Here is a 24,040-nt window from a genome sequence, read left to right as displayed (position 1 = left end):
GATTGCTCCTCATCAGGATGCGGCAGCCTTGCGGTAGCTCATTGAGGCATCAATGCGACCCAAGATGTAGTCACCCGCGGCTACCGGCGGATATTGAGCTTCTGCTGCTGAGACACCAAGGTCGGCAGGATCAACGCGAGCCGTATAGTCGGGGTCATAAAAGGTCGCTATGGAGTAGCGTTCCCGGCCACTGGTATTGATGACACGATGCAACGTAGAGCGAAAGCGGTCATTTGACCATCGCGCCAACAGATCACCGACATTAACCACCAACGAGCCCTCAATAAAGGGGGCGTCAACCCAGCGCTCGCTACCCAGCTCGCGCACCTGTAAACCACCGACGGCGTCTTGGTAGAGCAGCGTCACGCAGCCATAATCAGTATGCGGCGCAACGCCAAATTGATCCGCCGGTCGATCATCAGCCTGCACGGGGTAATAGACCGCCTGGGTGCGCTGCAACGGCTTAGTGTATTTTGCCGCGAAGAACTCAGGGTCGATTCCTAGGCTCACCGCAATCGCACGCAACAGATCTGCGCCACAGCGACCTACCTCAACAAAGTAGCGATCCATTGCTGGCTGAAACTCCGGCATAAAGTCTGGCCACTGGTTCGGCCCACGCAGTGCCTCGCCTGCCAGTACGCTTGGGTCATCCTCGGCCAAGTCCAGCCCAAAACCATAGAACTCCTTCTCATCAGGTCGGGTTGCCTGATACATAGTGGCACCACCGCGCCGATGAAAACCACGGTGGTGCTTATTAACCGCCACCTGCGCCTTGCGCTCCAGTGGCTCAGCAAAGAAGCGCTGAGCGGCCTGCATAGCATCGTCTATTACTGCCTGTGATAAACCATGGTTGATGATGTAAAAGAACCCCACCTGGGTACAGGCGTTGTGTATCGCCTCCCCCGCCCGCGCGAGGCTATCAGGGTCGCCCTCACGCACGCCCTGCATATCAACCAGCGGTATGGTCATTGCTGAAGTTGTCATTACTTGAGTCTCCACTGTCAACGAAAAGCCAGCCCAATCCTTACCCGTGTTAGTCCACTTAGGCTATCGGTAGCGGCTATAAACAAGAACAGCCACAAGCAATAAGTATATACATATAAAAATACTTTTATCTATCCATGTCATTAAAACAAATCCTATAAAATTTCGCCTAAAACGCACCAAAATCACACAAAAAGCACCATTAATGCACTAAAAATTATCATTTTAAAATAATCTCTAACAGCGCCAGGAAACTTAACCAATAGAACTTGCATAAACACCACCTACCTGTATATACATAATAGCAGCGTCCGATTTCATAGACACAGATTCTCAACGACAGCTGGGAAGATCTAAAAACCATTTTCAACACCCGCTGAGTGAGAAAAAGACTGTTTAGATGCTCCCAAATGATGCCCGTAAAGCACTTCAGAGGTCACCATGACATCAGTACAACGACTCTCCCCAGGCCAACTTACGCTTGCCACACTTCGCGCGCTTTTTGAGGACAGCCCCACTATCGAGCTCGATGAGGAGAGCAGGGCTAGAGTCGCTCGGGCCGAAGCAACGGTTAGCGACATTCTGGATAGTGGCCGCACCGTTTACGGTATTAACACCGGCTTTGGCGTGCTCGCCCAGACCTCAATACCACGCGCGTCACTCACAGAGCTCCAGCGAAACTTAGTGCTGTCACACAGCACAGGGGTTGGTGACAACTTAGACGATGCCACCGTTGGTTTGATACTGGCGCTTAAGGCCGCCTCGCTGGCCCGTGGCCACTCCGGCGTACGCTGGCTGATCATTGACGCATTGCTGGCGCTTTACAACGCCCAGGTCTACCCCTGTATTCCCGCTAAAGGCTCAGTAGGCGCCTCAGGGGATCTTGCGCCGCTAGCGCATTTAGCCGCCACCCTGCTCGGCGAAGGCCGTATGCGCCATAAGGGACGCGAGATGCCAGCCGTTGAAGGACTTGCCCTAGCGGGTCTGGCACCGCTGACACTAGCGCCCAAGGAGGGGCTGGCACTCATCAACGGAACACAAGTTTCCACTGCACTTGCGTTGCGCGGCCTGTTCGCCACCGAAAAACTATTCACCGCTGCCGTGGTCGCCGGTAGCCTGACAGTGGATGCTTTAAAAGGCTCAGACACCCCGTTTGACGAGCGCATCCAGGCCGTTCGCGGCCACCCCGGTCAGTGTGATGTCGCTGGTTTCTACCGCGAGCTGCTAGCGGGCAGCCGGGTGCGCGAATCCCACCGCGACTGCCCGCGGGTTCAGGATCCCTACTCGCTGCGCTGCCAGCCCCAGGTGATGGGCGCCTGCCTCGACCACTTACGCTTTGCAGCGGGCGTATTTCTACGTGAAGCTAACGCCGTTTCTGATAATCCGCTGATCTTTGACAACGGTGACGTCCTTTCCGGCGGCAACTTCCATGCTGAGCCGGTTGCCATGGCCTCCGATGTGCTGGCGCTGGTGATCTCAGAAATCGGCGCGCTGTCGGAAAGACGTATCGCCCAACTCGTCGACCCCGCCCTCTCAGGGCTACCGGCGTTCTTGGTCAACGACAGTGGCCTTAACTCTGGCTTCATGATCGCCCAAGTTAGTGCGGCGGCACTGGCGTCCGAGAACAAAACCCTGGCCCACCCCGCCTCAGTAGACAGCCTGCCGACCTCCGCCAATCAAGAAGACCACGTATCAATGGCGACGTTTGCGGCAAGGCGACTGGCCGACATGGCGTTTAACTCCAGCGCGGTAGTCGCCATTGAGCTACTGGCGGCGGCCCAAGGGGTGGAATTCCACCGCCCCATGACCACGTCACCTTCCCTCGAAGAAGCGCTGGCACTGATTCGGCGCGACGTTAAACATTACGACCGGGATCGCTACTTTGCCCCCGATCTCGTTGCCGCCCAGCGCTTTGTTGACGAGGCTATCTTCGAACCACTGCTGCCCCGCCCACGCCTCTACGCCGAAGGTTGATATGAAACGACGCTACGCCCCAAGCCACCGCTGGCGACACGCCCAAAGTATCGATGAACTGGCCACGATGGCCAGTAGCCGACTGCCCGCCTTTGCCTGGGAATATCTCAATGCAGGTGCCGAGGACGAGCACACCCTCAACGACAATCGCAGAGCATTTCAACGCTGGCAGTGGCGACCACGCACGCTGGTTGACCTAAGTGAGATCGACAGCCGCACCACCCTTTTGGGCCAGGAGTGCGCAATACCCCTGGCAATCGCCCCCACCGGCTACAACGGCATGCTGTGGCGTGACGCTGATATCGCCCTAGCCCGAGCGGCGCAACGTCACGACGTGCCCTTCACGCTGAGTACCGTATCCTGCAATAGCCTTGAGGAGGTTGCCGCCGCTGTCCCAACCGGTCGGCTGTGGTTTCAGCTCTATCCACTACGCGATAAATCAGCGACCCAGGATCTGATCGAACGCGCTCAAGCAGCTAATGCAGAGGCTCTTGTAGTCACTACCGATGCAGTGGTGCTCGGTCGACGCGAGTGGGACAGCCGCAGCTACCTGAACCCTCGACGCCTGACCATGGGCCATACGCTAGATGCTTTGTGCCACCCACGCTGGGCCGCCCAGGCACTCTGGCCCAACGGCCTACCGACACTGGGTAACCTGCTCAAATACTTGCCCGCAGGGGAGCACAGTGCGGCCAGCGCAGCTACCTACATCAGTCAACAAATGGCGACCGACTTAACGTGGGAAGCGCTAGCCGAGATTCGCCAGCAGTGGTCGGGCAAGCTGATCATCAAGGGTATTCTCAATGCTGAGGATGCCCGCCACTGCCAGCGGCTAGGGGCCAACGCCATCGTGGTTACCAACCATGGTGGACGCCAACTGGATGGCTCGCCTGCCAGCCTCGACTGCTTGCCACCCATCGTCGATGCGGTGGGAAAAGAACTTGAGGTTCTGCTCGATAGCGGCATTCGCCGAGGTAGCGATATTGCCAAAGCGCTAGCTCTAGGCGCCAATGGCGTACTCAGTGGAAGGGCCACGCTATATGGTCTCGCGGTTGGCGGCGAGGCAGGCGCTAATCATGCCCTGACGCTACTCCAGCAACAGTTACACAATACGCTTGCTCTGCTGGGTCGCCCATGCGTGTCCCAACTCGACCGCGACTGTCTGGGTCTTCCCCTCCATCTTTCACACGACAACTCACATTACCTCACGGCTAATTCGGTGGATTCGCCCACACAAACCGTGCAGCCGACTATGGGAGATCTATCGTGAGCATTAAACCCAGTAAAGACGATGCCTTCCTAGATCTGTTGCTAAGCGCCTTTGGCGACAACGTGCTGCTGGGCGAGTCAATCCCGGCGTCTTGTCATAGCGATTGGACCGGCCACGCCGCCTGTCGTCCACTGGCGCTGGTACGTCCAACCAGCACACAGGAAGTCTCCAAGCTGCTGCAACTTTGCAACCAGCACCGTCGCGCCATCGTCCCCCAGGGTGGCATGACGGGTTTAGCCGGTGGCGCCGTACCCACGGCTGAGAGTGTCGCGCTGTCATTAATCAAGCTCAGCGGCGTGGAGAACGTTGACCAAGTTGCCGCCACACTGACGGTGCGAGCGGGCACTACACTTCAGGCCGTCCAAGACGCGGCTATAGAAGCAGGCTTTTGCTATCCAATTGATTTTGGCGCCCGAGGCACTTGCCAGATCGGCGGCACCTTATCCACCAATGCGGGCGGCCATGGCGTGATTCGTCACGGCATGACACGTGACCGTGTGCTCGGCCTTGAAGTAGTGCTAGCCGACGGGCGGATTCTCGATTTGATGAACAGCATGATCAAAAATAATACCGGCTACGACCTTAAGCACTGTTTTATCGGTGCCGAGGGAACACTAGGCGTCATCACCCGCGCTGTACTGCGTCTTGCCCCGCCCCAGAGGGAGTCCCGCACGCTTTTGTGCGCGCTACGCGACTACCCGGCGGCGGTCAGTCTGCTGCATCGACTGCGTGGCACCGGACTAGCCCTAGAGGCATTCGAGGTGATGTGGCAGGACTTCTATGCGATGAGTTGCGAGTGGCAGAGCAACCAGTCGCCTCTCCCATCAAGCTACCCTCTTTACGTGCTGTGTGAGGTCGAAGGCGATGCAAGCCACCTAGAGATGGTCCTGGAAGCCGCTCTGGAAACTGGCGAAGTGCAAGATGCCGTCATGGCAAGCACGATCAAACAGGCCCAAGAACTATGGGCAATTCGGGAGGCGACTGGCGAATTTCCCGTCAAGTTGGCACCGATCAACTTCGACATCAGTTTACCCATTGCAAAAATTGGCGACTTTGTTGAAGCGGCAGGCAAGCTGCTCACGCACCGCTGGTCAGGCATCCGCATCGTCAATTTCGGCCATATTGGCGACAGCAACCTGCATCTCACTGTAGATAGTAACTCGCTAACTGAGAACACCTCGGCGACTCACCACGCTATCGAAACTGATATCTACGGGCTGGTCGGTGAATACCGCGGCTCCATTTCTGCCGAGCATGGCATTGGTCTGCTTAAGCGTGAATTCCTGCATCACAGTGTCCGCCCCGAAGCGTTGAACGTTATGCATGCCCTCAAGCAAACATTTGATCCAAACAACATTCTCAATCCCGGCAAGGTGCTCAGTTAAGCCACCTTTATTCACCAACAACCGCACTCAAACAGGGCGAAGTTAATTCGCCCTTTAGTGCCAAAATTTGCAAAACCATTATGTATATACAGGTAAGTACTTTTTGGCATGCAGTTTGCTTTTATAAAGCTGACGTACTGGTACGCATTGTCAGTTTCGCCTCCAACAGATCCAGGCGCCCTGACAGTTTCTTAATCATCCCGATGGAGTCATGACTCGATGAAAAAATCCAATCTACTCAAGCATTCACTCTCTTACCTGGCGATAAGCCTTGGTACTTCTTTTGCAGCCAGCACCGCCTCTGCGGATCTGCTTGAAGAGGTTCAAGAACGGGGGGTTCTCAATGTAGGTACTGAATTTCATTTCGCCCCATTCGCTTATCTAGACAATGGCCAGCAGAGCGGACTCAACCTTGAACTTATGGAGCGTGTGGCTGAAGAGCTAGAGGTAAGTATCAATTGGATCGATCTGCCCTGGCCCAGCGTACTGCCAGGCCTTGAGGCTGGAAACTATGACTTCGTAGCTGGTCCGGCGATGATTACTCAAGAGCGCAAGCTACGTTACAACTTCACCCTGCCCATCGCTGATGCCACCGTCGCCATCTTAAAGCGTGCTGACGACGACTCTATACAAACACCCGAAGATATCTCCGGCAAAGCGGCCGGTGGTGGTCGCGGCACTGCGCAGCTTGAGCAGCTAAAAGCGTTTGCCGCTGAATTGCCCGAGCCCCCAACGATTACCGAGTACGTTGATTATAGCCAAACCTACGCTGATCTTGCCGCGGGTCGGATTGATGCAGTAGCCAACTCACTCCCCAATATTGCTTACACCGCTACCCAACGGCCAATGTTTGAGGTGGTCCATCCCCCCTTTGGGCAACCCGCCTACTTCGGCTATATGGCGCGCAACGATGAGGAGTCCGCCTCACTGGTGGAAGCCATCAACGAGGTGCTGTTATCGATGCACGAGGATGGCAGCCTAGCTGAGCTGCAAACCAAATGGTTCGGCGAGCCGATGGATGTTCCCAGCGAAGATTTTGAACCGGAGATCTAATCAGCTTGTGACGTGTTCGGGCGGTCATTGAGCTAGATACCGCCCGGTATGCTCTCCCTCACCTCCAGGGATATTGCCAATGTTCGACTGGCCAACCTTTCTTTTCAGCCTTCCGTTGCTTGGCAAGGCACTGCTTATCACGCTACAGACGTCGTTGCTGGGTAATACCTTTGGCTTTGTCATCGCGATACTTATTTCCAGCATGCAACTGGCAAAAATGCCACTACTACGGCGCCTCGGTGGCAGCTATATCTTTATCTTTCGGGGTGTACCGCTGCTCGTGCAGCTATTGGTCATCTACTATTTGGCGCCTATGTTTGGCCTACCCAACCTTTCCCCTATGGTCGCCGCGGTGATGGCGCTCTCGCTCTGCTCAGGCGCCTATATCGCAGAAATATTACGCGGTGGCCTGATGGCAATCCCCTCAGGGCAGAGTGAAGCGGCACATCTACTAGGCATGAGCCGTCCGGCTATTTTGCTGCGTATTGAGCTGCCCCAAGCGGTTCAAAGCACCCTCCCTTCACTGGTCAACGAGCTGGTATTGCTGATTAAGGCCTCAGCGTTAGTGTCGGTGGTCGGCCTGGCGGACCTTACCCGGGTGGCCCAGAACCTCGCCTCGTCAGACTACTTATTCTTCCAGCATTACCTGGTGCTAGCGGGGATCTACTGCCTGATTAACATACCGCTGACCATGTTCGGGCGCCGACTTGAGCGTCATTTAGAGAGGAGTCTGGCGTGACTTTCGATCTATCCATTATCACTGCCAATGCCGGAGCAATCTGGAACGCATTTTTAGTCACCATTTATACCTGGTTGGCAGGTAGCGTGCTGGGCCTTATGGCGGGATTACTGATTGCTGCGCTGATGCTCTTTGGTGGGCGGCCATTACAGCTGTTACTAAGAGTATTCATTGAGCTGGTACGCGGCACCCCCTTTCTGGTGATCCTGTTCCTGGTCTACTACGGCGGCCCCTCATTTGGCCTGCGGCTCGGCGCGATGACGGCTGGGGTGCTCTGCATCGCCTTCTATAGCAGTGTCTATTTTGCGGAAATTTTTCGTAGCGGTTTTGCCGCGGTGCCACGTGGGCAGCTGGAAGCAGGCGAGTGCCTGGGGCTTGGCCGCCTTCAGCTACTGTGGCGCGTACAACTACCGCAGATGCTCGTCCTTATCCTGCCAGCAATCGTCAATATGCTGACCATTCTGTGCAAGGAAACCGCCGTACTGTCGATTATCACTGTGCCGGAGCTAACCGCGGTGCTCACCGGTATTGGCACCCGCACCTTTACCTTTATTGAAACGTTATTAGTGCTCTGCATCGCCTATCTATTACTGATCGAGATCACCTCACGCGCAGGCAGGTGGCTTGAGCACCGCGTCGGCATCTACTTGCAGCGCTGAACAGGAGCTAGCTATGTCGCTTTCCCTATCTTCGTCCACATCTACCCCTGCTGCGGCTTTAGTCGAAGCTACGCAAAAAGGGGGTGATAAGACGCCCCCCATTATCCATCTCTCCGCCGTCGGCAAGCGTTTCGGCGAGCATCAAGTACTCACTGATATCAACCTTGATGTGCATCACTCGGAGGTAGTCTGCCTGATTGGCCCATCGGGGTCGGGTAAAAGTACGCTGCTGCGCAGCATGGCCTTTCTTGAGGAGTATGACGAAGGGGAGATTCATATCGAGGGGCGCCTACTCGGCTGGGAAATCGATGACCGGGGGCGCCGTCAACACGCCGGACGCAACCGCCTCAATCAGGCCCGACGCAACCTGGGCATCGTCTTTCAGCAGTTCAACCTGTGGCCACATATGACAGCGCTGGGCAATGTCACGGAAGCGTTAGTCAGGGTAAGGCGCTTACCGCGACAGGAGGCTGAAAAAAAGGCGATGAAGGCGTTAGACAAAGTTGGCCTCAGTGAAAAAGCCAAGGAGTATCCCGCACGCCTTTCCGGTGGCCAACAACAACGCGTGGCGATCGCCCGGGCACTGGCGATGGAACCCAAAATCATGCTGTTTGATGAACCTACTTCGGCCCTCGACCCGGAACTGGTGGGTGAAGTGCTGGCCGTGATGAAACAGCTCGCCCAGGAAGGCATGACCATGGTGGTGGTGACCCACGAGATGGGCTTTGCAGCCCAAGTTGCCGACAGCGTCGTTTTCCTGGATCAGGGCAGCATCGTTACCCGCGGCACCCCCAATGAAGTATTCCGTGATACCAACCATCCACGTCTACGCCAGTTCCTACAGAACTACCTTGACCGCAACGCCTTTTGGCATACGACCCCGGAGCAAACGAGCTGATGCCCAACCTCGACCCGACCCATCTGGCGCGCCGGGAAGTTCGCGAACTCAAGGGTTACAACGCCGGACTCTCAAGCGAGCAGGTCAGCAAGCGCTTCGGCGTAACACGTATCGCCAAACTGGGTAGCAACGAAAACCCTCACGGCCCCTCTCCACAAGTAGCCGCTGCGCTCTCTAAAGCCTTGATGGATAGCGGCCTGTATCCCGATGCATCCTGCAGTCTGTTACGTGGAGCGCTCGCGGCGCAACTGGATATAGCCCCTGAACGGCTGGTATTTGGCAATGGCTCTGAGGATCTGATTGCGATTTTGTGCCGGGTATTTCTCGACCACGGCGACAGCCTGGTGACGATCACCCCCGCCTTTGGCCTGCACACACTCTACCCGCACTCGCTAGGGGCCCATATCCACTCGGTGCCATTGCTTGATGGGGGGCGTTTCGATATCGATGGGTTGCTGGAGGCACTGGTCGAGCCGCCACGCGTGCTGATGTTCTCGTCGCCCTCCAATCCGGCTGGCAGCGCTTTATCCGCCGCTCAGCTTGATCAATTGCTTAATGCGCTCACCCCCTCCACCCTGCTGGTCTTCGACGAAGCTTATTATGAATACGCCAAAACGAGCCCCGATTACCCAGACGTGCTGGCCCAGCTGGCTCACCAGCAAATTCCCTGGATCGTACTGCGCACCTTCTCAAAAGCCTACGCACTCGCTGGTTTGCGGATTGGTTATGGCATTGTCAGCAGCCCCGCCCTTGCCGACTTAATCGACCGCCTGCGTACGCCATTCAACGTCAACCGCCTCGCGCAAGTGGCGGCGGTGGCAGCACTCCAGGACACGACGCACCTTGAAACAAGCCTTGAGCTGACAATGAGCGAGCGCAGTCGCGTGGCGCAAGCACTGAAGGATATGGGGCTGACAGTGGTACCGTCACTGGCTAATTTTCTGTTCTTCGAAACGACCCAGCCATCAGAGCAGGTGCATGAGGCGCTGCTGGCTCACGGAGTGATCGTTAAACCTTGGCTAGAGCCGGGATACACCCATTGGGTACGTGTTTCAATCGGCAGCCGAGAGGAGAACGACCAGTTCTTGGCCGCACTAGCGGCTTCAATGCCACACTAACCTAGCCCTAGCTGATTGCCTTATTATGACGTCACTAGCGATTAGCTCTAAGCCATCACTGGAGTAGTGGATGAAAAAATCCGGCACCGATAGCGTCACCGCACCAAAAGCACTTTATTTACAGGCCAAACAGTTTGTATTGGAACGCGCCGCCTCAGGTTTTTGGAAACCTGGCGACATGATTCCATCTGAAAATCAATTAGTTAATGAGCTCGGCATGTCGCGTATGACGATAAACCGGGCGCTGAGGGAACTGACTAACGAGGGTTTCTTAGAACGTACCAGCGGTGTAGGTACTTTTATTGCTGAGCGCAAACCACACTCCAATTTATTGCAGATAGCCAATATTGCTGACGAAATAGCCTCCCGTGGCCATCGTTACCATTGCGAAGTACTCGAACTTGGTCGTGTAGCCGCACCGTTCTCCATTGCTTCAGCGCTTGAGCTGACCACCGGTAGCTCGGTCTATCATCTGCGCTGTGTTCACTACGAGGAAGAGCTCGCTGTACAGCTTGAGGATCGCTACGTTTCGCCTGCCATGGCCCCGGATTTTATTCACCAGCAATTTGATGACACATTGCAGCCTTCACGCTACTTATTGAACACCATCCCCGTAGACGAAATAGAGCATATCGTCGATGCGCTATTGCCCTCGGAAGAAGATGCCAAAGCGCTAGATATTGATGTCAACGAGCCCTGTTTAGCACTTATGCGCCGTACCTGGAGTGCCTCACGGGTCGTTACTTACGTTAAGTTTCTCCATCCCTCCATGCGCTATCGTCTGGGTAGCCGCTACTCAGTGGATGCGACCTCCCATGCTGGCTGACGCTCCACACTTTGCGCCATCCCCCCATAGATGATTGTGAATAGCCAGCTATGTATAGCGAATGTCGCTTTACGACAACTAATATTTGCCCACCGCGACACACTAGTAAGCGAATAAACCGCTGACTAGAGAGCACGCCATGAACCGCAATGTCATCCTAACCTGTGCCGTCACTGGCGCGGGGGATACCACCGCTAAAAACCCCAACGTTCCCATCACGCCCAAGGCCATTGCGGCGTCCTGCATCGAAGCTGCTCGTGCCGGGGCCAGCATCGCGCATATCCATGTTCGCGACTCGGAAACTGGCGGCATTAGCCACTCGACTGAACAGTTCCGCGAAGTGATGGAGCGCGTTCGTGAGGCCGATGTTGATATCGTGATGAACATCACCGCTGGCGGTGGTGGCGACTGGATACCCGATGCCCTAGATCCTACGCGCGGCGGCCCCGGCACCGATATTCAAACGCCCGCTGAACGTCATGCGCCGGTAGCTGAACTGCTTCCAGAATTGTGCACGCTGGACTGCGGCAGCCTTAACTTTGGCGATATGGTCTACGTGAACCCAGCCGACTGGCTACGCGAACACGCCCGTTTGGTGCAAGCCGCCGGCGTTAAGCCGGAGCTGGAGTGCTTTGATCTGGGCCACGTCTGGTTTGCCCGCCAGCTTCAGCAGGAGGGCCTGATCGACGGCGACCCGCTCTATCAGCTCTGCCTGGGCATTCCCTGGGGCGCCGAAGCCGATACCGAAACCATGCTGGCCATGCGCAACAAATTACCTGCCAACGCCAACTGGGCCGCCTTCGGCATTGGTCGTCATCAAATGCCCATGGTCGCCCAAGCGGTGCTGCTCGGCGGCCACGCCCGGGTTGGCTTGGAAGATAACCTGTTCTTGAAGAAAGGCGTGCTGGCCACTAACGGCCAACTGGTCGAAAAGGCCTCGACGATTATTGAGAATCTCGGCGCCCGCGTGATGACGCCTGCAGAAACCCGCGCGCATCTCAAACTGCGTGACCCAGAGCTGCGCAACCCGGCAGGAGGTGACGCATGAGCCGTTTAGCCATCATTGGTACCGGCGTGATCGGCAACGGCTGGATTGCCCGCGCTCTCGCCCAAGGCTGGGATGTAGTGGCCTTTGATCCAGACCCTACAGCGCCAGCGCGCACCCAGTCGTTTATCGACAACGCCTGGCCTTCGTTAACCCAGCTCGGCCTGGCGCCCAACGCTAGTCCTGAACGGCTAACGTTTGTAGCAACGATTGAAGAGGCCGTGAACGGCGCTGATCTGATTCAGGAAAACGTCCCTGAGCGCCTTGAGCTAAAACAAGAGATCCTAGCCGCAATTGACGCCGCTGCCGCACCAGACGTCATCATCGGCTCGTCCACCTCTGGCTTTAAGCCCACTGATCTGCAGCAGCAGTGCCAACAAGCGCCAGGTCGGGTGATCGTTGCCCACCCCTTCAACCCAGTCTATTTACTACCGCTGGTGGAGCTTGTTGGCGGCGAAGCTACTCAGCCCGCACAGATTGCCACCGCCCAGGAACTCTACCAGTCGCTCGCCATGCGCCCGCTGGTAGTTTGCCGGGAAATTGAGGGCCATATCGCCGACCGTTTGATGGAAGCGCTGTGGCGGGAAGCCCTGCATCTGGTCAACGATGGCGTGGCCACCACTGAAGAGATCGACGCTGCAGTAGTTTACGGCTGTGGACTACGCTGGCCGTTGATGGGCACCTTTCTCACCTTCCACCTTGCGGGCGGCGAGCCCGGCATGCGACATATGCTGGAGCAGTTCGGCCCGGCGCTAAAACTGCCCTGGACAAAACTGGAAGCCCCAGAGCTCACCGACGAATTGATTGATAAGGTGGTAGAAGGCTGTGAGCACCAGGCCGCAGGCCGCTCAGTGGCCACGCTTGACCGCCGTCGGGATGACTTTTTAGTCGAGCTGCTGGAGGTGGTACAGAAATACTGGCCGGAAGCCGAAGGCTTAAAAGGACGCATTTAATGATCATTTATGAGACCCAGGTCGCTCCCGAGTGGGTCGACTACAACGGGCATATGAACGACGCGGAGTACGCCCGCGTCTTCTCTCAGGCCTGCGAAGCGCTTATTGATCACATCGGGCTGGATGAAGCGGGTCGCGAGCACTACGGCTACACGGTTTATACCCTGGAAACCCACCTTTGCTACCGCCGCGAGGCGCACCAAGGCCAGCCGCTCAACGTAGACCTTACATTGCTTGATAGCGATGCAAAACGGCTGCATGTGTTTTTCGCCATGTTCGATGATGAAGGCAACCTGCTGGCGACCAGCGAGCAGATGCTGATGGGTATGAAAAAAGCGTCAGGACGGCCAAGTCCGTTTCCAGCGAAGATTGCGAACTGCATCGAAGAACTGCCCAAAGCAAATAGTCAGGCGTGGCCGACGTTAGCGGGCCGCACCATCGGAATACGGCGCTGAGCTATTAAAAACAGGCTAACGCTATGCACATAGACGCTTTTATTGATCGCTTTAGCGCAGGGCTAAGCGATATCGAGGCACTGCCTTTCCCCGAGGCTCGGCGCGCCTACGATAAGCTTTGCCGCACATTCGCTCCGGCCAACCCAGCCGGCATGCATATTGAAGATAGCGCTATAAACGGCGTTAGCGTGCGTCGTTTTAATCCCCAGCAGCCATCACCGGGATGTGTGCTTTTTATCCATGGTGGCGGCTTTACCATCGGTTCAACCGATAGCCACCATGGCCCCGCCGCCAGCTTGGCACAGCAGCTTGAGCGTGAAGTGGTCAGCGTTAACTACCGGCTGGCACCGGAGGTGAAGTACCCCGCCATGCTGGAAGACTGCAAAGCGGTGTTAGCAGCCGTTCAACCTGTTGCTCTGGTGGGTGATAGCGCGGGTGGACGATTAGCTATCGACCTTGCCCACCCACTGAGTGAAGCGCCGCCGTTGGGGTTAATCTACCCACCCGTTGGCGAGCTTTCGCCAGCCTGCCTAGGCGAAGATGCCCCACTGCTTGCGCGCAACGATGTACTGAGCATTCGTCAACATTGCCCTGAAATCATTGCCACGCATCGAGATAGCACCCCTCCTGCCAATAGCATTGAAGTACTGACGGTGGAGCGAGACCCATTAACGCGGCCTATCGAAGCTGCATTGGCAAACTGGCGAGCAGCAGGCGCCTCCGTGGGCTACCGCTGTGCGCCGCAGATGGTCCACGCCGCTCTGCACGCCCAATCGCAGCTATCCGATATGGGCAGCGCGTGGCAGGCGTTTTGCCACGCGCTCAAGCAACGCCTTGATGGATAAATAAACTATTTAAGAACAGAACTGGGTTAAGAACCGAACTGGGCCCGCACCTGCTCAATGGCGGATTCGCCATCGCGAGTTTCAACGCCCTCTAGCCACTCAGCCACAGTATCCAGATTGTTGCCGATCCACTCGTTCGCTACTTCATCTGCTGGACGCTCTTCATAGCTGTACTCGTGTACCCAGTCGTTCTGGTCTTCGATATCGATCACATACTGCGACAGGAAGCGGTGAACTTCCGGCGCTTCGTCCACCAGGCTGGCAGGAGTAATCGTCCATACCGTACTTTCAATGGAGGCCACGCCTGCATCATCGCTATCGGCTAAATAGGCCAAATCGAAGCTCACGTTCATCCAGTGAGGCTCCCAGCCAACAAAGGTCACCCACTCTTCATCGGCCATTTTCTGCTCGGCCTGGGCCAGCATGGCCGAGGTTGAGCTTTCGCGAAGCTGCCAATCGCCCAGTCCTGCAAGGTCGTTATCAATGGCGTTGAGAATGGCATCGTTGATGCCGGTGCCCGCTTCAATGCCCTGGATTTCACCATCAAAACGGTCGTGGTGTTCTGCCAGCTCGGACACTGTGGTGACACCCGCATCGTAAACATACTGGGGAACCACCAGCCCGGAATTGGCGCCGCGGATATTGGAAACCACTTTTTCTACTTTCCCGTCGGCCACCAAGGGCTCGACCATATCGGTCTGAACGGGATACCAGCCGCCCAAATAGATTTCCAGGTCGTTACGCGACAAACCTTCCAGAATGACGCTCACGGCTAAATCCTGCTGCCGCGTCTCGTAACCCATCGTCTCCAGTAGCTGGGCTGCAACTTCTGATTTTACCGTTACGCCAGGCCACGGCGGTACCCCAAAACGTAGCTCATCAAGCTCCGCCATGGCAGGGGTGGCGGCAAACGCAGAGAGTAAAAACCCTGCTGTTAACGTCAATGACTTGGTGGTGGGAGAAATGGTAGTGGGAGACATTTAGCTAAACCTCTTATTCGTTGGGTTTAGTTAGTATGCGCGGCTGCCTCCCCACTACTAGGCGTAAGGCGACGATTACCAGGCATTACACGACAATTATTGAGCCTTAAACGCCTTTCTCCCGCACCTGCCGAGGTGAATAGCCATAATGAGTTCGAAACGAACGCGCAAAGCTAGACGACGAACTGAACCCGCAGGCTAAACCCACCGCCAGCACCGCGAGATCTGTCTCCGCTAGCAGCCGCCGGGCGCGCTTGATGCGCAGCTGCAAATACCACTGCCGCGGGGTCACGTTCAGTTCCTGCTCGAACAAGCGCTGCAACTGGCGAACCGATACATCTACCCGGCTGGCTATCTCGTCAAGGGCGAGCGGCTCTTCAAGGTTCTGCTCCATCAGCGCCACCGCCTCCACAACGCGCCTGTTGTGAGTGCCTAAGCGTTTCACCAGCGCCATACGCTGCTGGTCGCTGCGAGTGCGAATTCGGTCATGAATAAGTTGCTCGGAAACATCGATGGCCAGCTTCGCCCCATGCCGCCGTGCGATCACTTCCAGCGCCATATCCATCGCTGCCGCCCCACCCGCGCAGGAGAAACGCCGTTCGCCCAACTCATACAGCTCATCGGTAGTATCAATACCCGGAAAGCGCTCACGAAAGGCGGGCAGGCTCTCCCAGTGCAGCGCCACCCGCTGGTGCTTTAACAACCCGGTGGCAGCCAACAAAAACGCGCCGGTATCAATGCCGCCTAAACAGCAGCCCGCCTGATCCAACTGATGCAGCCAGGCCATTAACGGCCGGGTAAGATGCGCCTCAGGAGTGAAGCCACTGCATACCGCCAGTGAGGGTAGATGGTGGACATCCGCCGTTGCCTGATCGGTCATCAGGGTCATGCCGTTAGACGCCGTGACCGGCCCGCCATCCGCACTGATTAGCGTCCAGTCGAACAACGGACTATTGGCTATGCGGTTGGCAATTCGCAGCGGCTCCACTGCCGCAAAAAAGGCCATCATGGAAAACTGCGGCAGCAGTAAAAATCCGACCATTTCAGGCAGCGGGCCCTGATAACTAAGACGCATAGCAATGCCTAACATTTCTAGTGTGTGGATATCAGGTCAGCCCAAGCAGCGCTTCAGCCAGCTTAACGTCATCATAACGGTGGCTGTCAGTGTTCTCCGGCGCAAGATCCAGGTCAATCACTTGTATCCCCATTGCATCACGGATTGTCTCAATCTGTTGGGGAGAAACACTCAGCAGCTGCGAATCAAACAGTAAAAAATCAATGGAAGACCGCTTAGACGATAGGGGCTCAAGTGTGCAAGACAAGTGCGCATTGAGCACTTGAACCTGGTCTACCAGTGTCATGCCTCGGGTTTCAAGGTCAGCGCCTAGACTCGGCACATAGACCTTAGCTGAAGGGTTCTTAGCCAACGCCCTATCCACCCCTTTGGGCAGTAGGTTGGCAATGATGCTGCTGTAAAAGCTGCCTGGCGGGAAGACGATCAACTCTGCCGAATCGATAAGTTTACGGGTCTCCTTGCGCACCTTGGAGGCATCCAAGGTCTCGATATCATCCGCATCACCGGATAATTTTATCGCCTGGATAGGCGAGTCGATTTCAGCCGTCTCTTTGCCGGTAAAGCGGTGCTGGCCAATAATTTTTCGCCCATTCTCTAGCAACACCTCCAGTTGAAGGTCGGCGTCTGTCGTGGTGCGAACGGTACCGCGGGTTTTGATCAGCTGGCCAAATAGAAAGGCGATTGGGTCCAGGGAGCGATCATGAATTAGATAGCCGCCGGTCAAGATAAGGTTCCCGACACTGGCACCATTGAGGTTAAAGTCCTGGGGCATGTGTTTATAAAAAGCGGCGATATAGCTCTGAATGAGCGACCGCATGGGTTCAGCGATCGCCTTAAGCAGCGGGTGCTTAGCGCTAACAAGGGCCTGCAGGCTTTGCTCAAGGGCGGCCTTTGCCGCTGTGTTGTCCCGCCCCTGGGCGGCTAACCGATGGGAAAAAAGCGCAGCTACCTCTGGGTGCCCGGTGACTGAGTCGTCAGCCAGCGCCAGCAGGCGTGCTCTCAGGTCGCCCACGGCAGGCATCGCAAAGGCCCGGCGCAATTCTGCCGAGCTGCCGCCTGAATCAAAGGGGGTAACCAGATGAATGGAATTATGGGTATAGTCTGTCAACACCTCAGAAAAGCGTTTCAGTGCTGTACCACCGCTGAAAAAGAGGATTTTCGGCCCCAGCTCGGGGGCTTTTCGGTATCTGGCCAAGCGCAGTTCCCGCCCCCTGCCAAGGTCACGGGGCAGGCACATTCGAGTATAGGTAAAACGTCTTTTTTTCATACAACTCTTTGAACTGTAAGAAACGTGTAACGTAAATGACGGCCCGGTTATTTATACTAGTTACACTAAAATACAGTGGCTATCCAAGCGCACTTTATCTCGGTGAGGCAGCGTATCAATACGTCGATTTTGGAGCATTTCTATTTTCTACGATTCGAAGTCGAAAATCACTTCGAGTTAGTTGAAGCTTATGTGACTAAGCCCAGTGAACCTCTTGTTCAGCGCCTCATCAATCGCAAGGGCTATAGAAGCACGCTGCTGGAGAAAGTAGAGCTCGCCGTCGCTATGGATGTGCAGCGACGCAAAATCGATGGCCAGGGTTTTCAACAATCTAAATCCCTTGAACGCTTAGCCCGTTTGCTTGACCAGCTCGGCCAAGCCTGCCTTGAATTCACCGCCATTAAGGCGCTAAAACAGCTTCCTGATAAGTCGCGAAAAGAGTACGCCAAGCTGATTCGGTTGGTAGGCAAATCATTGAAGCTGGTGATCATTAACATCGATGACGCAAATATTCGCCAAGGCCTAAAAATAGGCCGACGGATACCCAATATAGCCGCTCGCTTAACGGCTGCTTTCGGTCCTGACAATTCAGCCGTCAAAAACAGCGCCGTGGTAGATTTTCAACTTCACCGCATGATTCATCTGCTTTCAGAACTTGCCGACGCCCTACTCGCCGCCAACTTTGGCCCCGCCGTACGGCTGCAAAACTATAAGCAGCTGCAAAACGCCGCCCACGCGATGACCGCCCAGAGTGAAGACTTTAGCGTTGAGCGGCTGGCGCTTACCCGCAGCGGCAGCACCATCGCTACATTGAAAGCCGAGCATGCCGCTTCTGGCAATATGATGGCCGTCTACAAAGAGGGTGAAAGTCAGAAAGTCATTGAAGAGCTGTACGGGGTAGATCAATGGAAGCGGGTCTACCCCAAGGTGGCGCCCACGGTGCTCTCCCACCATGTGGAGCAAGGCGATGAACTGGGCTCGATGGTCATCGAACACCTACCAGGTCAAACGCTTGAATCACTGCTGTTAAACGGCCAGTGGAAATCAGCCAAGCAACTTACCCACACCCTCCAACGAACGTTGAGAAAAATCTGGAAGAGTTCACGCACCCCTGAACCCGCTCAGGCCGAATATATGCAGCAGCTGCGTAAACGCATGCCGGAAACCCGCCAAACGCACCCGACACTGTTTAATGAGCGCCAGACTATTTGTGGACTGCCCCGCCCCAGTTTTGATCAGCTGATCGATAGGGTTGAGCCCCTTGAGGGCCAGCTTAGAGCGCCATTTTCCGTGCTGATCCACGGCGACTTTAACGTCGATAACCTAATCTACGACGAACTCAAAAATCGCATCTACTTCATCGATCTCCACCGAGCCTCCTACTCTGACTATGTTCAGGATCTATCGGTACTGATGGCGTCGATTTATCGGCTGCCCATTATGGATGAGCCCCCTAGAGCCGAACTAATGGCATTGATCAGGCAGCTCTATCAGTTTGCTCGACGGTTTGCCAAAGAGAATAACGATACACGTTTTGACGCCCGGCTAGCCATCGCCTTGGGGCGCTCCTTTGCTACCTCCACGCGCTTTATTTATGACAAACCTTTTGCCAACCGGCTCGCCCTTAGAGCGAGCTATTTGTTAGAAGCCATAACGCTTCTAAACCCGGAAAAAATTGAGCAGTACAGGCTTCCCCTAGAGGATATTTTTAGTGATTAATAAGCGGATTGCGGTCATCGGGATACCGGGCAAATGGTCAACCGAGGTCTTGGCGAATCATTTAGAACAGCGCACCGGCTACCGCTGCGTCGTTGATATGGCAGACGTCGTGCTGGAACTTGAAAGCGGCCAGTTGCGCTATCAGGACACCCTGCTCAACGCCCTTGACGGCGTGATCATCAAAAAAATAAGCGAAACCTACTCCCCTGCCGCAGACGACCGACTCCGTATGCTCAGCAGCCTCGAAGCGGACGGTGTGCGCTGTTTTAGCAGCCCACACCAGGTAAGCCGTTTGATTAATCGCCTTGAGGGCACCGCCGCCCTGGCAGCAGGCGGCGTCCCGCTTCCCGCAACGCGAGTTACCGAGAGCACTGATGCAGCGCTGGCGGCTATCCACGCGTTCGGCAAGGCGATCCTAAAACCGCTCTACTCAACCAAAGCTCGCGGCATGATGGTGTTACAAGCAGCAGACGGTGTAAAAGCCAACACCCAAAAGCTGGATAAATTTAAGGCTAAGCACGGTCTGTTTTACCTTCAGCAGTTCGTGAACCTGGGCGGTCAGGATTTAGGCATGGTGTTTCTCGGCGGCGAGTACCTGTGCACCTATGCCCGTGTTAGCGATGGCAAAGCCTGGAACACAACGATACACAGCGGGGGCAAATATCAACCCTTTGATGCCAGCCCTGAGTTGATTGAGCTGGGCCGCAAAGCCCAGTCATGCTTCGATCTAAGCTTTACCACTGTAGACATTGCCTTGACCGATGAAGGCCCCGTGGTGTTTGAGGTTTCCGCCTTTGGCGGGTTTAGCGGCGCAAAAAAAGGCTGTGGTATCGATGCCGCCGAAAAACTGGGTGATTATGTACTGGGCCAATTAGAGGCAGCGACAGCAGAGGCAGGCTAATGATCAACCTTTTTGACAACCAGCAAATCATTCAGGCCAAGGCCGCCTGTCGCTACACGCTACCGCTGACGTTTAATGGCTTAACGGTGCGCGTATTGGCCGACCAACCGGCCATTCTTGACCATCTAGAGGTTTACTATGCTGGTTTAACGGCGTCAGGTTTACTCCCGAAAGAAGTCCATACCATTGACCAGCCAGAACTACCGGTATGGCTACTGGATCAGCAGGTGGATACCAGCGGCCGCGAGTGGACAGCGGTCAAGCGTGCTAAAACCAGCGCGCTAGGCCTGAAAGAGGCCTACGTGGATACGCCCCAAGGGCGCTGGATTCATAAAGTACGCACGGGCATGGTGCTGTTCCAGTCATTAACGGCGCCGGTCGCGGTGGGCGAGTTAAACAAGCATCACTCACAAGTCATCAACTTTATTAACAACCAGTTTCTTAATCATCATCAACGCGGCGGTTACCTGCTCGGCCACGCCTCGGCTTTCGATATTGATGGCAACGTTACGGCCATTGCCGCCAGTTCCGGTGGCGGTAAATCGACGCTGATGCTGAAAGCGCTGGAAACCGCACAGGCGCGCTTTCTCTCCAATGACCGGGTTCTGTTTAAACCCGACAACGGCCAGATAAACATTCTCGGAGTCGCCAAACACCCCCGGGTTAATCCGGGCACGCTGATCCACTCCCCGCGCTTGATCGACATACTGCCTGCCCATGAGCGTGCCCGTTTTGAGCACATGCCCAGCAGCCAGCTATGGGATATTGAGCAGAAGTACGATGTACTGATTCCCAACGCCTACGGCGCAGACAAAACCGCCCTATCCGGCACGCTTAAACACCTGGTTCTGCTGGACTGGGCATTAGACTCGACGGCCCCCACCGCGCTGAGCAGCGTGGATATCGCCACCACACCTGAGGCCCTGGAGGGCTTACGCAAAAGCCCAGGGCCGTTTTTTCAGCGCGCGGATGGCCATTTCCCAGCCGAACAAGCCCAATCTGCCCAGGCCTATGCCGAATACCTAGCGGGCGTTGACGTACTGCGCCTCACCGGCGCCATCGACTTTGCACGGGCAATCGAACTTTTCAACGACAGAGGCATTCTCTGATGGCGGCGCTGGCACTGATTCGCCACGGGGCTTATGCACAGTTGGCGAATACGCCCAGTGCCCTGCAGCCCTACCCCCTCACTGAAAAGGGTGCACAAGACGTTCGAGAGCAAGCGCGGCAATTCGGTGAATGGCTAGCGACTTCAGGCTATCAACTTCATGCCGAGATTCACTGCTCGACGCTGTTAAGAGCCTGGCAAACGGCCGACATATACCGCGAAGAGCTCACACCACTGTTTGCTGAGCCACCCCGCTTGCGCAGTTTCTCAGCCCTATGTGAACGCAGCGTTGGGGCACTAGCCAACCTTAGTGTTCAGGAAATAGAACGCATCGTTGCCCTTGACCCCCGCCTTGAACCTCTTCCAGCGGGCTGGAAATCGGCCAGCGAATTTAAACTGCCCTTCGATGGCGCGGAGTCACTGTTAGAAGCTGGTGAGCGGGTCGCTGCCCATTTACAAGCCCTGTTAGCGCCATCGCCAGGGCTTGAAGCAGCGAAACAACTGCAATTGGTCGTGGGCCACGGCGCCTCCATTCGCCATGCGAGCTATCATTTAGATGTCATCCCCTTCAGCGATATTAAACGGTTAAGTATGTTTCATGGTCATCCGGTCGTTTTCGAGCGACATCACCAAGGCTGGAGCCGACTATACGGCAACTGGAAACAGCGCCAGCCGGCAGACCCACTCGATTAAACGATAGCGACCTATAAGATGGCTTCCATGACAGCGTCCAATGTTATTCCGCAAATTAACGACCACCCCTATCACAACGCCATCTTGGCTCGCCTGCCAACGGAGTGGGCGCCCTGGCCCGATGATGCCACCTCGGTCAATCACGACGAAGCGCTAAGCACCTTTGTTAAGCGTGCGCAGAAAAAGGGCTTCACTTGGCCCAAAAAACCGGTGGTGTTTATTTCAGACCCCCATGCGGATGCCGAAGCCTTTGAGGCATCCCTAATTGCTGCCGGGGTGATCGAGCGTGACGGTGACCACCTATGTGAGTATGCGCTGACAAAATTCGGCAAAAAAGCCGACATCGTTGTGGGCGGCGACTGTCTGGATAAAGGCCCCAGTAATCTGATGATGCTGCGCAGCCTGGCCCACTTATACCGCCTTAACGCCAAGGTCACCCTGCTGGCCGGCAACCATGACCTACGCCTGCTGATGGGGCTGCTTTCCCTGGAACGCGACACTGACGCCGGTAGCCAGCACCTCTTTGTACGCATGGGTAAAAAGGTGATACCGCTGTTCAAAGAGGTCTTCGATCAATACCTGGCCGATACCCAGTGGGACAAAGGGTTACCGTCGGAGGAGGCGTGCCGACAGGCGCTGTTTCCAGGCAGTGACTGGTTCGAGAACTTCCCCTTCTATGCCGCCGGGTTTCTGACTGATGAAGGCATAGCGCGTGAAATTAGCAAGATGACGACCAAGGCCCAGAACTTTGAAGCGCACTGTGCAAAAAACGGCCTGTCGCTCTCCCAGGTCTACGCCGCCGCCATGAAGTGTCGTTCGCTGTTTCTCAAAAAGTCGGGGGAATTTAGCTGGTTTTTCCGCCGCATGCGGCTGGTCAAAAAGCGCGGTTCCTTTCTGTTTCTGCATGCGGGCCTCGATGACCATATGGCCGAACTGCTCGCCAATCACGGCGTCAAGTATGCCAACCGCGCCTTCAAACAAAACCTGATGAACCAGAATCTGTTCAGTTTTTATTACGGCTCTTTGGCCAACACCTTTAGAACGAAATACCGTAAAGCCGACCTGCCCCTTACGCCCCGCGGCGCTTACGTTGCCCGACAGGCAGGCATTCAGGTGCTGGTTCACGGCCATATCAACCAACACTTTGGCCAGCGGGTGACGCTTAAAAACGGCCTTATCCATATCGAAGCCGATATCACCTTGGACGCTCACTCGCGTAAAAATGAGGGGCTCGACGGCTGTGGTGTGGGGGTAACGTTAATCGACAAAAAACGCGGGGTGATCGGCCTGAGCTGTGACTACCCTCAGATAAAAGTGTTCAAACCCAGCCTCAAAAGGAAACGGGTAGGAGCCCACTAAATGAAGTCCAAAACTAAATTCAGTCACGACTCGCTGCTGGATCGTCAGGCAACCCAGGAGCTGTTGATCACCCTGGCAAACGCGATCAATAAAGGCGAGCTGGCCTTCCAGGAGAGCGAAGGCGAGCTAGTGCTGACACCCCAGCAGTTGCTGCAAGTCTCCCTACGCGCCAGCGATGAAGGCGATAAGCAAGAGGTGGAAATAAAGATTAAGTGGCGCACCAAAGAGAAAGAGCTTTCCGATACGCCCCCCAAAATTAAAACCAAAGCGGGTAAGCGTTAGGCCGAGCATTATCGCGATGTCCCGTGCCCTACCACGATGAATGTGGGAACATGATGCCAATTGCCCCAGAGCCCTTTCGGCTCACGGAAGAAAGGCTATGGGAGCGCAGAGATGGACGTCACACATTTAGAGCACGTCATTATCGCTTTGGTCATTCAGCTCTCACTATTACCGTTTGTTTCTGCACGCGTGGCGGGGGTTATACCGGTGGCGATACTGCTTGGTCGCGAGATCGCGCAGCACGAATACAGGCTAGGCATTCAACGTGGATGGGCGTGGAGCGAAACGCTACCAGTCGGTATGTTTGAAGGCGTCTGGCGCGGGTGGACGTTAGACTCAGTGTTTGATGTGCTGCTGCCAGCACTGGCGTGCGGGCTGCTAGCGGTTATGGTTGGCCTTAAAAAAAGCCATAAAACCAAGAACAGCTAAGCCCCTTGGACTAGGAGTGACTG

Annotated in this window: 24 protein-coding genes; 20 read left to right on the top strand and 4 right to left on the bottom strand. The window is 55.7% G+C overall.

Annotation, left to right across the window (positions count from 1 at the left end):
* Nucleotides 1-12: 12 nt before the first annotated feature.
* Complete coding sequence (locus U738_RS05480) at nucleotides 13-984, bottom strand: isopenicillin N synthase family dioxygenase (protein WP_081899039.1); 972 nt, start codon at nucleotides 982-984, stop codon at nucleotides 13-15.
* Nucleotides 985-1,425: 441 nt separating this feature from the next.
* Between U738_RS05480 and hutH the strand changes: the two genes are divergently transcribed.
* The 13 genes from hutH to U738_RS05415 all read left to right on the top strand — a co-directional run bounded on the left by hutH (nucleotide 1,426) and on the right by U738_RS05415 (nucleotide 14,204).
* Entirely contained in the window at nucleotides 1,426-2,958 is a 1,533-nt protein-coding gene (hutH, locus tag U738_RS05475) for a histidine ammonia-lyase (RefSeq protein ID WP_035578075.1), read from the top strand.
* Between the two features lies 1 nt (nucleotide 2,959).
* Nucleotides 2,960-4,228: an alpha-hydroxy acid oxidase gene (locus U738_RS05470; protein ID WP_081899038.1), complete on the top strand. Its 1,269-nt coding sequence runs from the start codon at nucleotides 2,960-2,962 to the stop codon at nucleotides 4,226-4,228.
* Nucleotides 4,225-5,613, top strand: a complete 1,389-nt coding sequence (locus U738_RS05465; protein ID WP_200882485.1) for an FAD-binding oxidoreductase — start codon at nucleotides 4,225-4,227, stop codon at nucleotides 5,611-5,613. The genes U738_RS05470 and U738_RS05465 overlap by 4 nt, the downstream gene beginning before the upstream one ends.
* 219 nt (nucleotides 5,614-5,832) lie before the next feature.
* Nucleotides 5,833-6,666 carry a transporter substrate-binding domain-containing protein gene (locus U738_RS05460; protein ID WP_035578074.1) on the top strand — a complete coding sequence of 278 codons (834 nt, stop codon included), beginning with the start codon at nucleotides 5,833-5,835 and terminating at the stop codon, nucleotides 6,664-6,666.
* A gap of 79 nt (nucleotides 6,667-6,745) precedes the next feature.
* Entirely contained in the window at nucleotides 6,746-7,405 is a 660-nt protein-coding gene (locus U738_RS05455) for an amino acid ABC transporter permease (RefSeq protein WP_035578073.1), read from the top strand.
* The gene (locus U738_RS05450; RefSeq protein ID WP_035578072.1) at nucleotides 7,402-8,064 is read left to right on the top strand and encodes an amino acid ABC transporter permease; all 663 of its coding nucleotides are present in this window, start codon (nucleotides 7,402-7,404) and stop codon (nucleotides 8,062-8,064) included. Before U738_RS05455 ends, U738_RS05450 begins: the two co-directional genes overlap by 4 nt.
* A 13-nt stretch (nucleotides 8,065-8,077) precedes the next feature.
* Nucleotides 8,078-8,962: an amino acid ABC transporter ATP-binding protein gene (locus tag U738_RS05445; RefSeq protein WP_035578071.1), complete on the top strand. Its 885-nt coding sequence runs from the start codon at nucleotides 8,078-8,080 to the stop codon at nucleotides 8,960-8,962.
* Nucleotides 8,962-10,080 (top strand): histidinol-phosphate transaminase, encoded by a 1,119-nt coding sequence (gene hisC / locus U738_RS05440; protein ID WP_035578070.1) that lies wholly within the window; start codon nucleotides 8,962-8,964, stop codon nucleotides 10,078-10,080. The genes U738_RS05445 and hisC overlap by 1 nt, the downstream gene beginning before the upstream one ends.
* Before the next feature lie 70 nt (nucleotides 10,081-10,150).
* On the top strand, nucleotides 10,151-10,906 hold the full coding sequence (hutC, locus tag U738_RS05435) for a histidine utilization repressor (protein ID WP_035578069.1): 756 nt from the start codon (nucleotides 10,151-10,153) through the stop codon (nucleotides 10,904-10,906).
* Nucleotides 10,907-11,045: 139 nt separating this feature from the next.
* Nucleotides 11,046-11,954 carry a 3-keto-5-aminohexanoate cleavage protein gene (locus U738_RS05430; RefSeq protein WP_035578068.1) on the top strand — a complete coding sequence of 303 codons (909 nt, stop codon included), beginning with the start codon at nucleotides 11,046-11,048 and terminating at the stop codon, nucleotides 11,952-11,954.
* Nucleotides 11,951-12,904 (top strand): L-carnitine dehydrogenase, encoded by a 954-nt coding sequence (locus U738_RS05425; RefSeq protein ID WP_035578067.1) that lies wholly within the window; start codon nucleotides 11,951-11,953, stop codon nucleotides 12,902-12,904. Before U738_RS05430 ends, U738_RS05425 begins: the two co-directional genes overlap by 4 nt.
* Nucleotides 12,904-13,359, top strand: a complete 456-nt coding sequence (locus tag U738_RS05420; RefSeq protein ID WP_035578066.1) for a thioesterase family protein — start codon at nucleotides 12,904-12,906, stop codon at nucleotides 13,357-13,359. Before U738_RS05425 ends, U738_RS05420 begins: the two co-directional genes overlap by 1 nt.
* A gap of 23 nt (nucleotides 13,360-13,382) precedes the next feature.
* Entirely contained in the window at nucleotides 13,383-14,204 is an 822-nt protein-coding gene (locus U738_RS05415; protein WP_035578065.1) for an alpha/beta hydrolase fold domain-containing protein, read from the top strand.
* Between the two features lie 26 nt (nucleotides 14,205-14,230).
* Here U738_RS05415 and U738_RS05410 read toward each other — a convergent pair whose 3' ends face one another.
* The 3 genes from U738_RS05410 to U738_RS05400 all read right to left on the bottom strand — a co-directional run bounded on the left by U738_RS05410 (nucleotide 14,231) and on the right by U738_RS05400 (nucleotide 17,526).
* Nucleotides 14,231-15,184 carry an ABC transporter substrate-binding protein gene (locus U738_RS05410; protein WP_035578064.1) on the bottom strand — a complete coding sequence of 318 codons (954 nt, stop codon included), beginning with the start codon at nucleotides 15,182-15,184 and terminating at the stop codon, nucleotides 14,231-14,233.
* A 106-nt stretch (nucleotides 15,185-15,290) separates the two neighbouring features.
* Complete coding sequence (locus U738_RS05405) at nucleotides 15,291-16,259, bottom strand: GlxA family transcriptional regulator (protein ID WP_035578063.1); 969 nt, start codon at nucleotides 16,257-16,259, stop codon at nucleotides 15,291-15,293.
* A gap of 31 nt (nucleotides 16,260-16,290) precedes the next feature.
* Complete coding sequence (locus tag U738_RS05400) at nucleotides 16,291-17,526, bottom strand: GAK system CofD-like protein (protein WP_231896724.1); 1,236 nt, start codon at nucleotides 17,524-17,526, stop codon at nucleotides 16,291-16,293.
* 192 nt (nucleotides 17,527-17,718) lie between these two features.
* On the opposite strand from U738_RS05400, the gene U738_RS05395 reads away from it, so the two are divergent.
* The 7 genes from U738_RS05395 (at nucleotide 17,719) to U738_RS05365 (ending at nucleotide 24,017) form a co-directional block, all read left to right on the top strand.
* A complete protein-coding gene (locus U738_RS05395; RefSeq protein ID WP_152561127.1) occupies nucleotides 17,719-19,245 on the top strand; it encodes an aminoglycoside phosphotransferase family protein in 1,527 nt (508 codons plus the stop codon).
* Nucleotides 19,238-20,146, top strand: coding sequence for a GAK system ATP-grasp enzyme (locus U738_RS05390; RefSeq protein WP_035578059.1), 909 nt, complete (start codon nucleotides 19,238-19,240; stop codon nucleotides 20,144-20,146). The genes U738_RS05395 and U738_RS05390 overlap by 8 nt, the downstream gene beginning before the upstream one ends.
* Nucleotides 20,146-21,255, top strand: coding sequence for an HprK-related kinase B (locus U738_RS05385; protein ID WP_035578057.1), 1,110 nt, complete (start codon nucleotides 20,146-20,148; stop codon nucleotides 21,253-21,255). The genes U738_RS05390 and U738_RS05385 overlap by 1 nt, the downstream gene beginning before the upstream one ends.
* Nucleotides 21,255-21,947, top strand: coding sequence for a histidine phosphatase family protein (locus tag U738_RS05380; protein ID WP_035578055.1), 693 nt, complete (start codon nucleotides 21,255-21,257; stop codon nucleotides 21,945-21,947). The genes U738_RS05385 and U738_RS05380 overlap by 1 nt, the downstream gene beginning before the upstream one ends.
* Before the next feature lie 27 nt (nucleotides 21,948-21,974).
* Nucleotides 21,975-23,306 carry a metallophosphoesterase gene (locus U738_RS05375; protein ID WP_172821678.1) on the top strand — a complete coding sequence of 444 codons (1,332 nt, stop codon included), beginning with the start codon at nucleotides 21,975-21,977 and terminating at the stop codon, nucleotides 23,304-23,306.
* A complete protein-coding gene (locus U738_RS05370) occupies nucleotides 23,307-23,588 on the top strand; it encodes an amphi-Trp domain-containing protein (protein ID WP_035578050.1) in 282 nt (93 codons plus the stop codon). It begins immediately after the preceding gene.
* A 111-nt stretch (nucleotides 23,589-23,699) separates the two neighbouring features.
* The gene (locus tag U738_RS05365) at nucleotides 23,700-24,017 is read left to right on the top strand and encodes a hypothetical protein (protein WP_035578048.1); all 318 of its coding nucleotides are present in this window, start codon (nucleotides 23,700-23,702) and stop codon (nucleotides 24,015-24,017) included.
* Nucleotides 24,018-24,040: the final 23 nt, after the last annotated feature.

The organism is Halomonas sp. TG39a (assembly GCF_000744395.1).
In the GTDB taxonomy this organism is placed as follows: Bacteria; Pseudomonadota; Gammaproteobacteria; order Pseudomonadales; family Halomonadaceae; genus Vreelandella; species Vreelandella ventosae_B.
The sequence above is the reverse complement of the archived record's forward strand: the minus strand, read 5'-3'. Positions and strand labels throughout refer to the sequence as shown.

What these genes read in the sequence shown, in the direction of transcription:
- U738_RS05480 (WP_081899039.1), bottom strand. Translation starts at nt 984, where the DNA reads ATGACAACTTCAGCAATGACCATACCGCTGGTTGATATGCAGGGCGTG.
- hutH (WP_035578075.1), top strand. Translation starts at nt 1,426, where the DNA reads ATGACATCAGTACAACGACTCTCCCCAGGCCAACTTACGCTTGCCACA.
- U738_RS05470 (WP_081899038.1), top strand. Translation starts at nt 2,960, where the DNA reads ATGAAACGACGCTACGCCCCAAGCCACCGCTGGCGACACGCCCAAAGT.
- U738_RS05460 (WP_035578074.1), top strand. Translation starts at nt 5,833, where the DNA reads ATGAAAAAATCCAATCTACTCAAGCATTCACTCTCTTACCTGGCGATA.
- U738_RS05455 (WP_035578073.1), top strand. Translation starts at nt 6,746, where the DNA reads ATGTTCGACTGGCCAACCTTTCTTTTCAGCCTTCCGTTGCTTGGCAAG.
- U738_RS05445 (WP_035578071.1), top strand. Translation starts at nt 8,078, where the DNA reads ATGTCGCTTTCCCTATCTTCGTCCACATCTACCCCTGCTGCGGCTTTA.
- hisC (WP_035578070.1), top strand. Translation starts at nt 8,962, where the DNA reads ATGCCCAACCTCGACCCGACCCATCTGGCGCGCCGGGAAGTTCGCGAA.
- hutC (WP_035578069.1), top strand. Translation starts at nt 10,151, where the DNA reads ATGAAAAAATCCGGCACCGATAGCGTCACCGCACCAAAAGCACTTTAT.
- U738_RS05430 (WP_035578068.1), top strand. Translation starts at nt 11,046, where the DNA reads ATGAACCGCAATGTCATCCTAACCTGTGCCGTCACTGGCGCGGGGGAT.
- U738_RS05425 (WP_035578067.1), top strand. Translation starts at nt 11,951, where the DNA reads ATGAGCCGTTTAGCCATCATTGGTACCGGCGTGATCGGCAACGGCTGG.
- U738_RS05420 (WP_035578066.1), top strand. Translation starts at nt 12,904, where the DNA reads ATGATCATTTATGAGACCCAGGTCGCTCCCGAGTGGGTCGACTACAAC.
- U738_RS05415 (WP_035578065.1), top strand. Translation starts at nt 13,383, where the DNA reads ATGCACATAGACGCTTTTATTGATCGCTTTAGCGCAGGGCTAAGCGAT.
- U738_RS05410 (WP_035578064.1), bottom strand. Translation starts at nt 15,184, where the DNA reads ATGTCTCCCACTACCATTTCTCCCACCACCAAGTCATTGACGTTAACA.
- U738_RS05405 (WP_035578063.1), bottom strand. Translation starts at nt 16,259, where the DNA reads ATGCGTCTTAGTTATCAGGGCCCGCTGCCTGAAATGGTCGGATTTTTA.
- U738_RS05400 (WP_231896724.1), bottom strand. Translation starts at nt 17,526, where the DNA reads ATGAAAAAAAGACGTTTTACCTATACTCGAATGTGCCTGCCCCGTGAC.
- U738_RS05385 (WP_035578057.1), top strand. Translation starts at nt 20,146, where the DNA reads ATGATCAACCTTTTTGACAACCAGCAAATCATTCAGGCCAAGGCCGCC.
- U738_RS05380 (WP_035578055.1), top strand. Translation starts at nt 21,255, where the DNA reads ATGGCGGCGCTGGCACTGATTCGCCACGGGGCTTATGCACAGTTGGCG.
- U738_RS05375 (WP_172821678.1), top strand. Translation starts at nt 21,975, where the DNA reads ATGACAGCGTCCAATGTTATTCCGCAAATTAACGACCACCCCTATCAC.
- U738_RS05370 (WP_035578050.1), top strand. Translation starts at nt 23,307, where the DNA reads ATGAAGTCCAAAACTAAATTCAGTCACGACTCGCTGCTGGATCGTCAG.
- U738_RS05365 (WP_035578048.1), top strand. Translation starts at nt 23,700, where the DNA reads ATGGACGTCACACATTTAGAGCACGTCATTATCGCTTTGGTCATTCAG.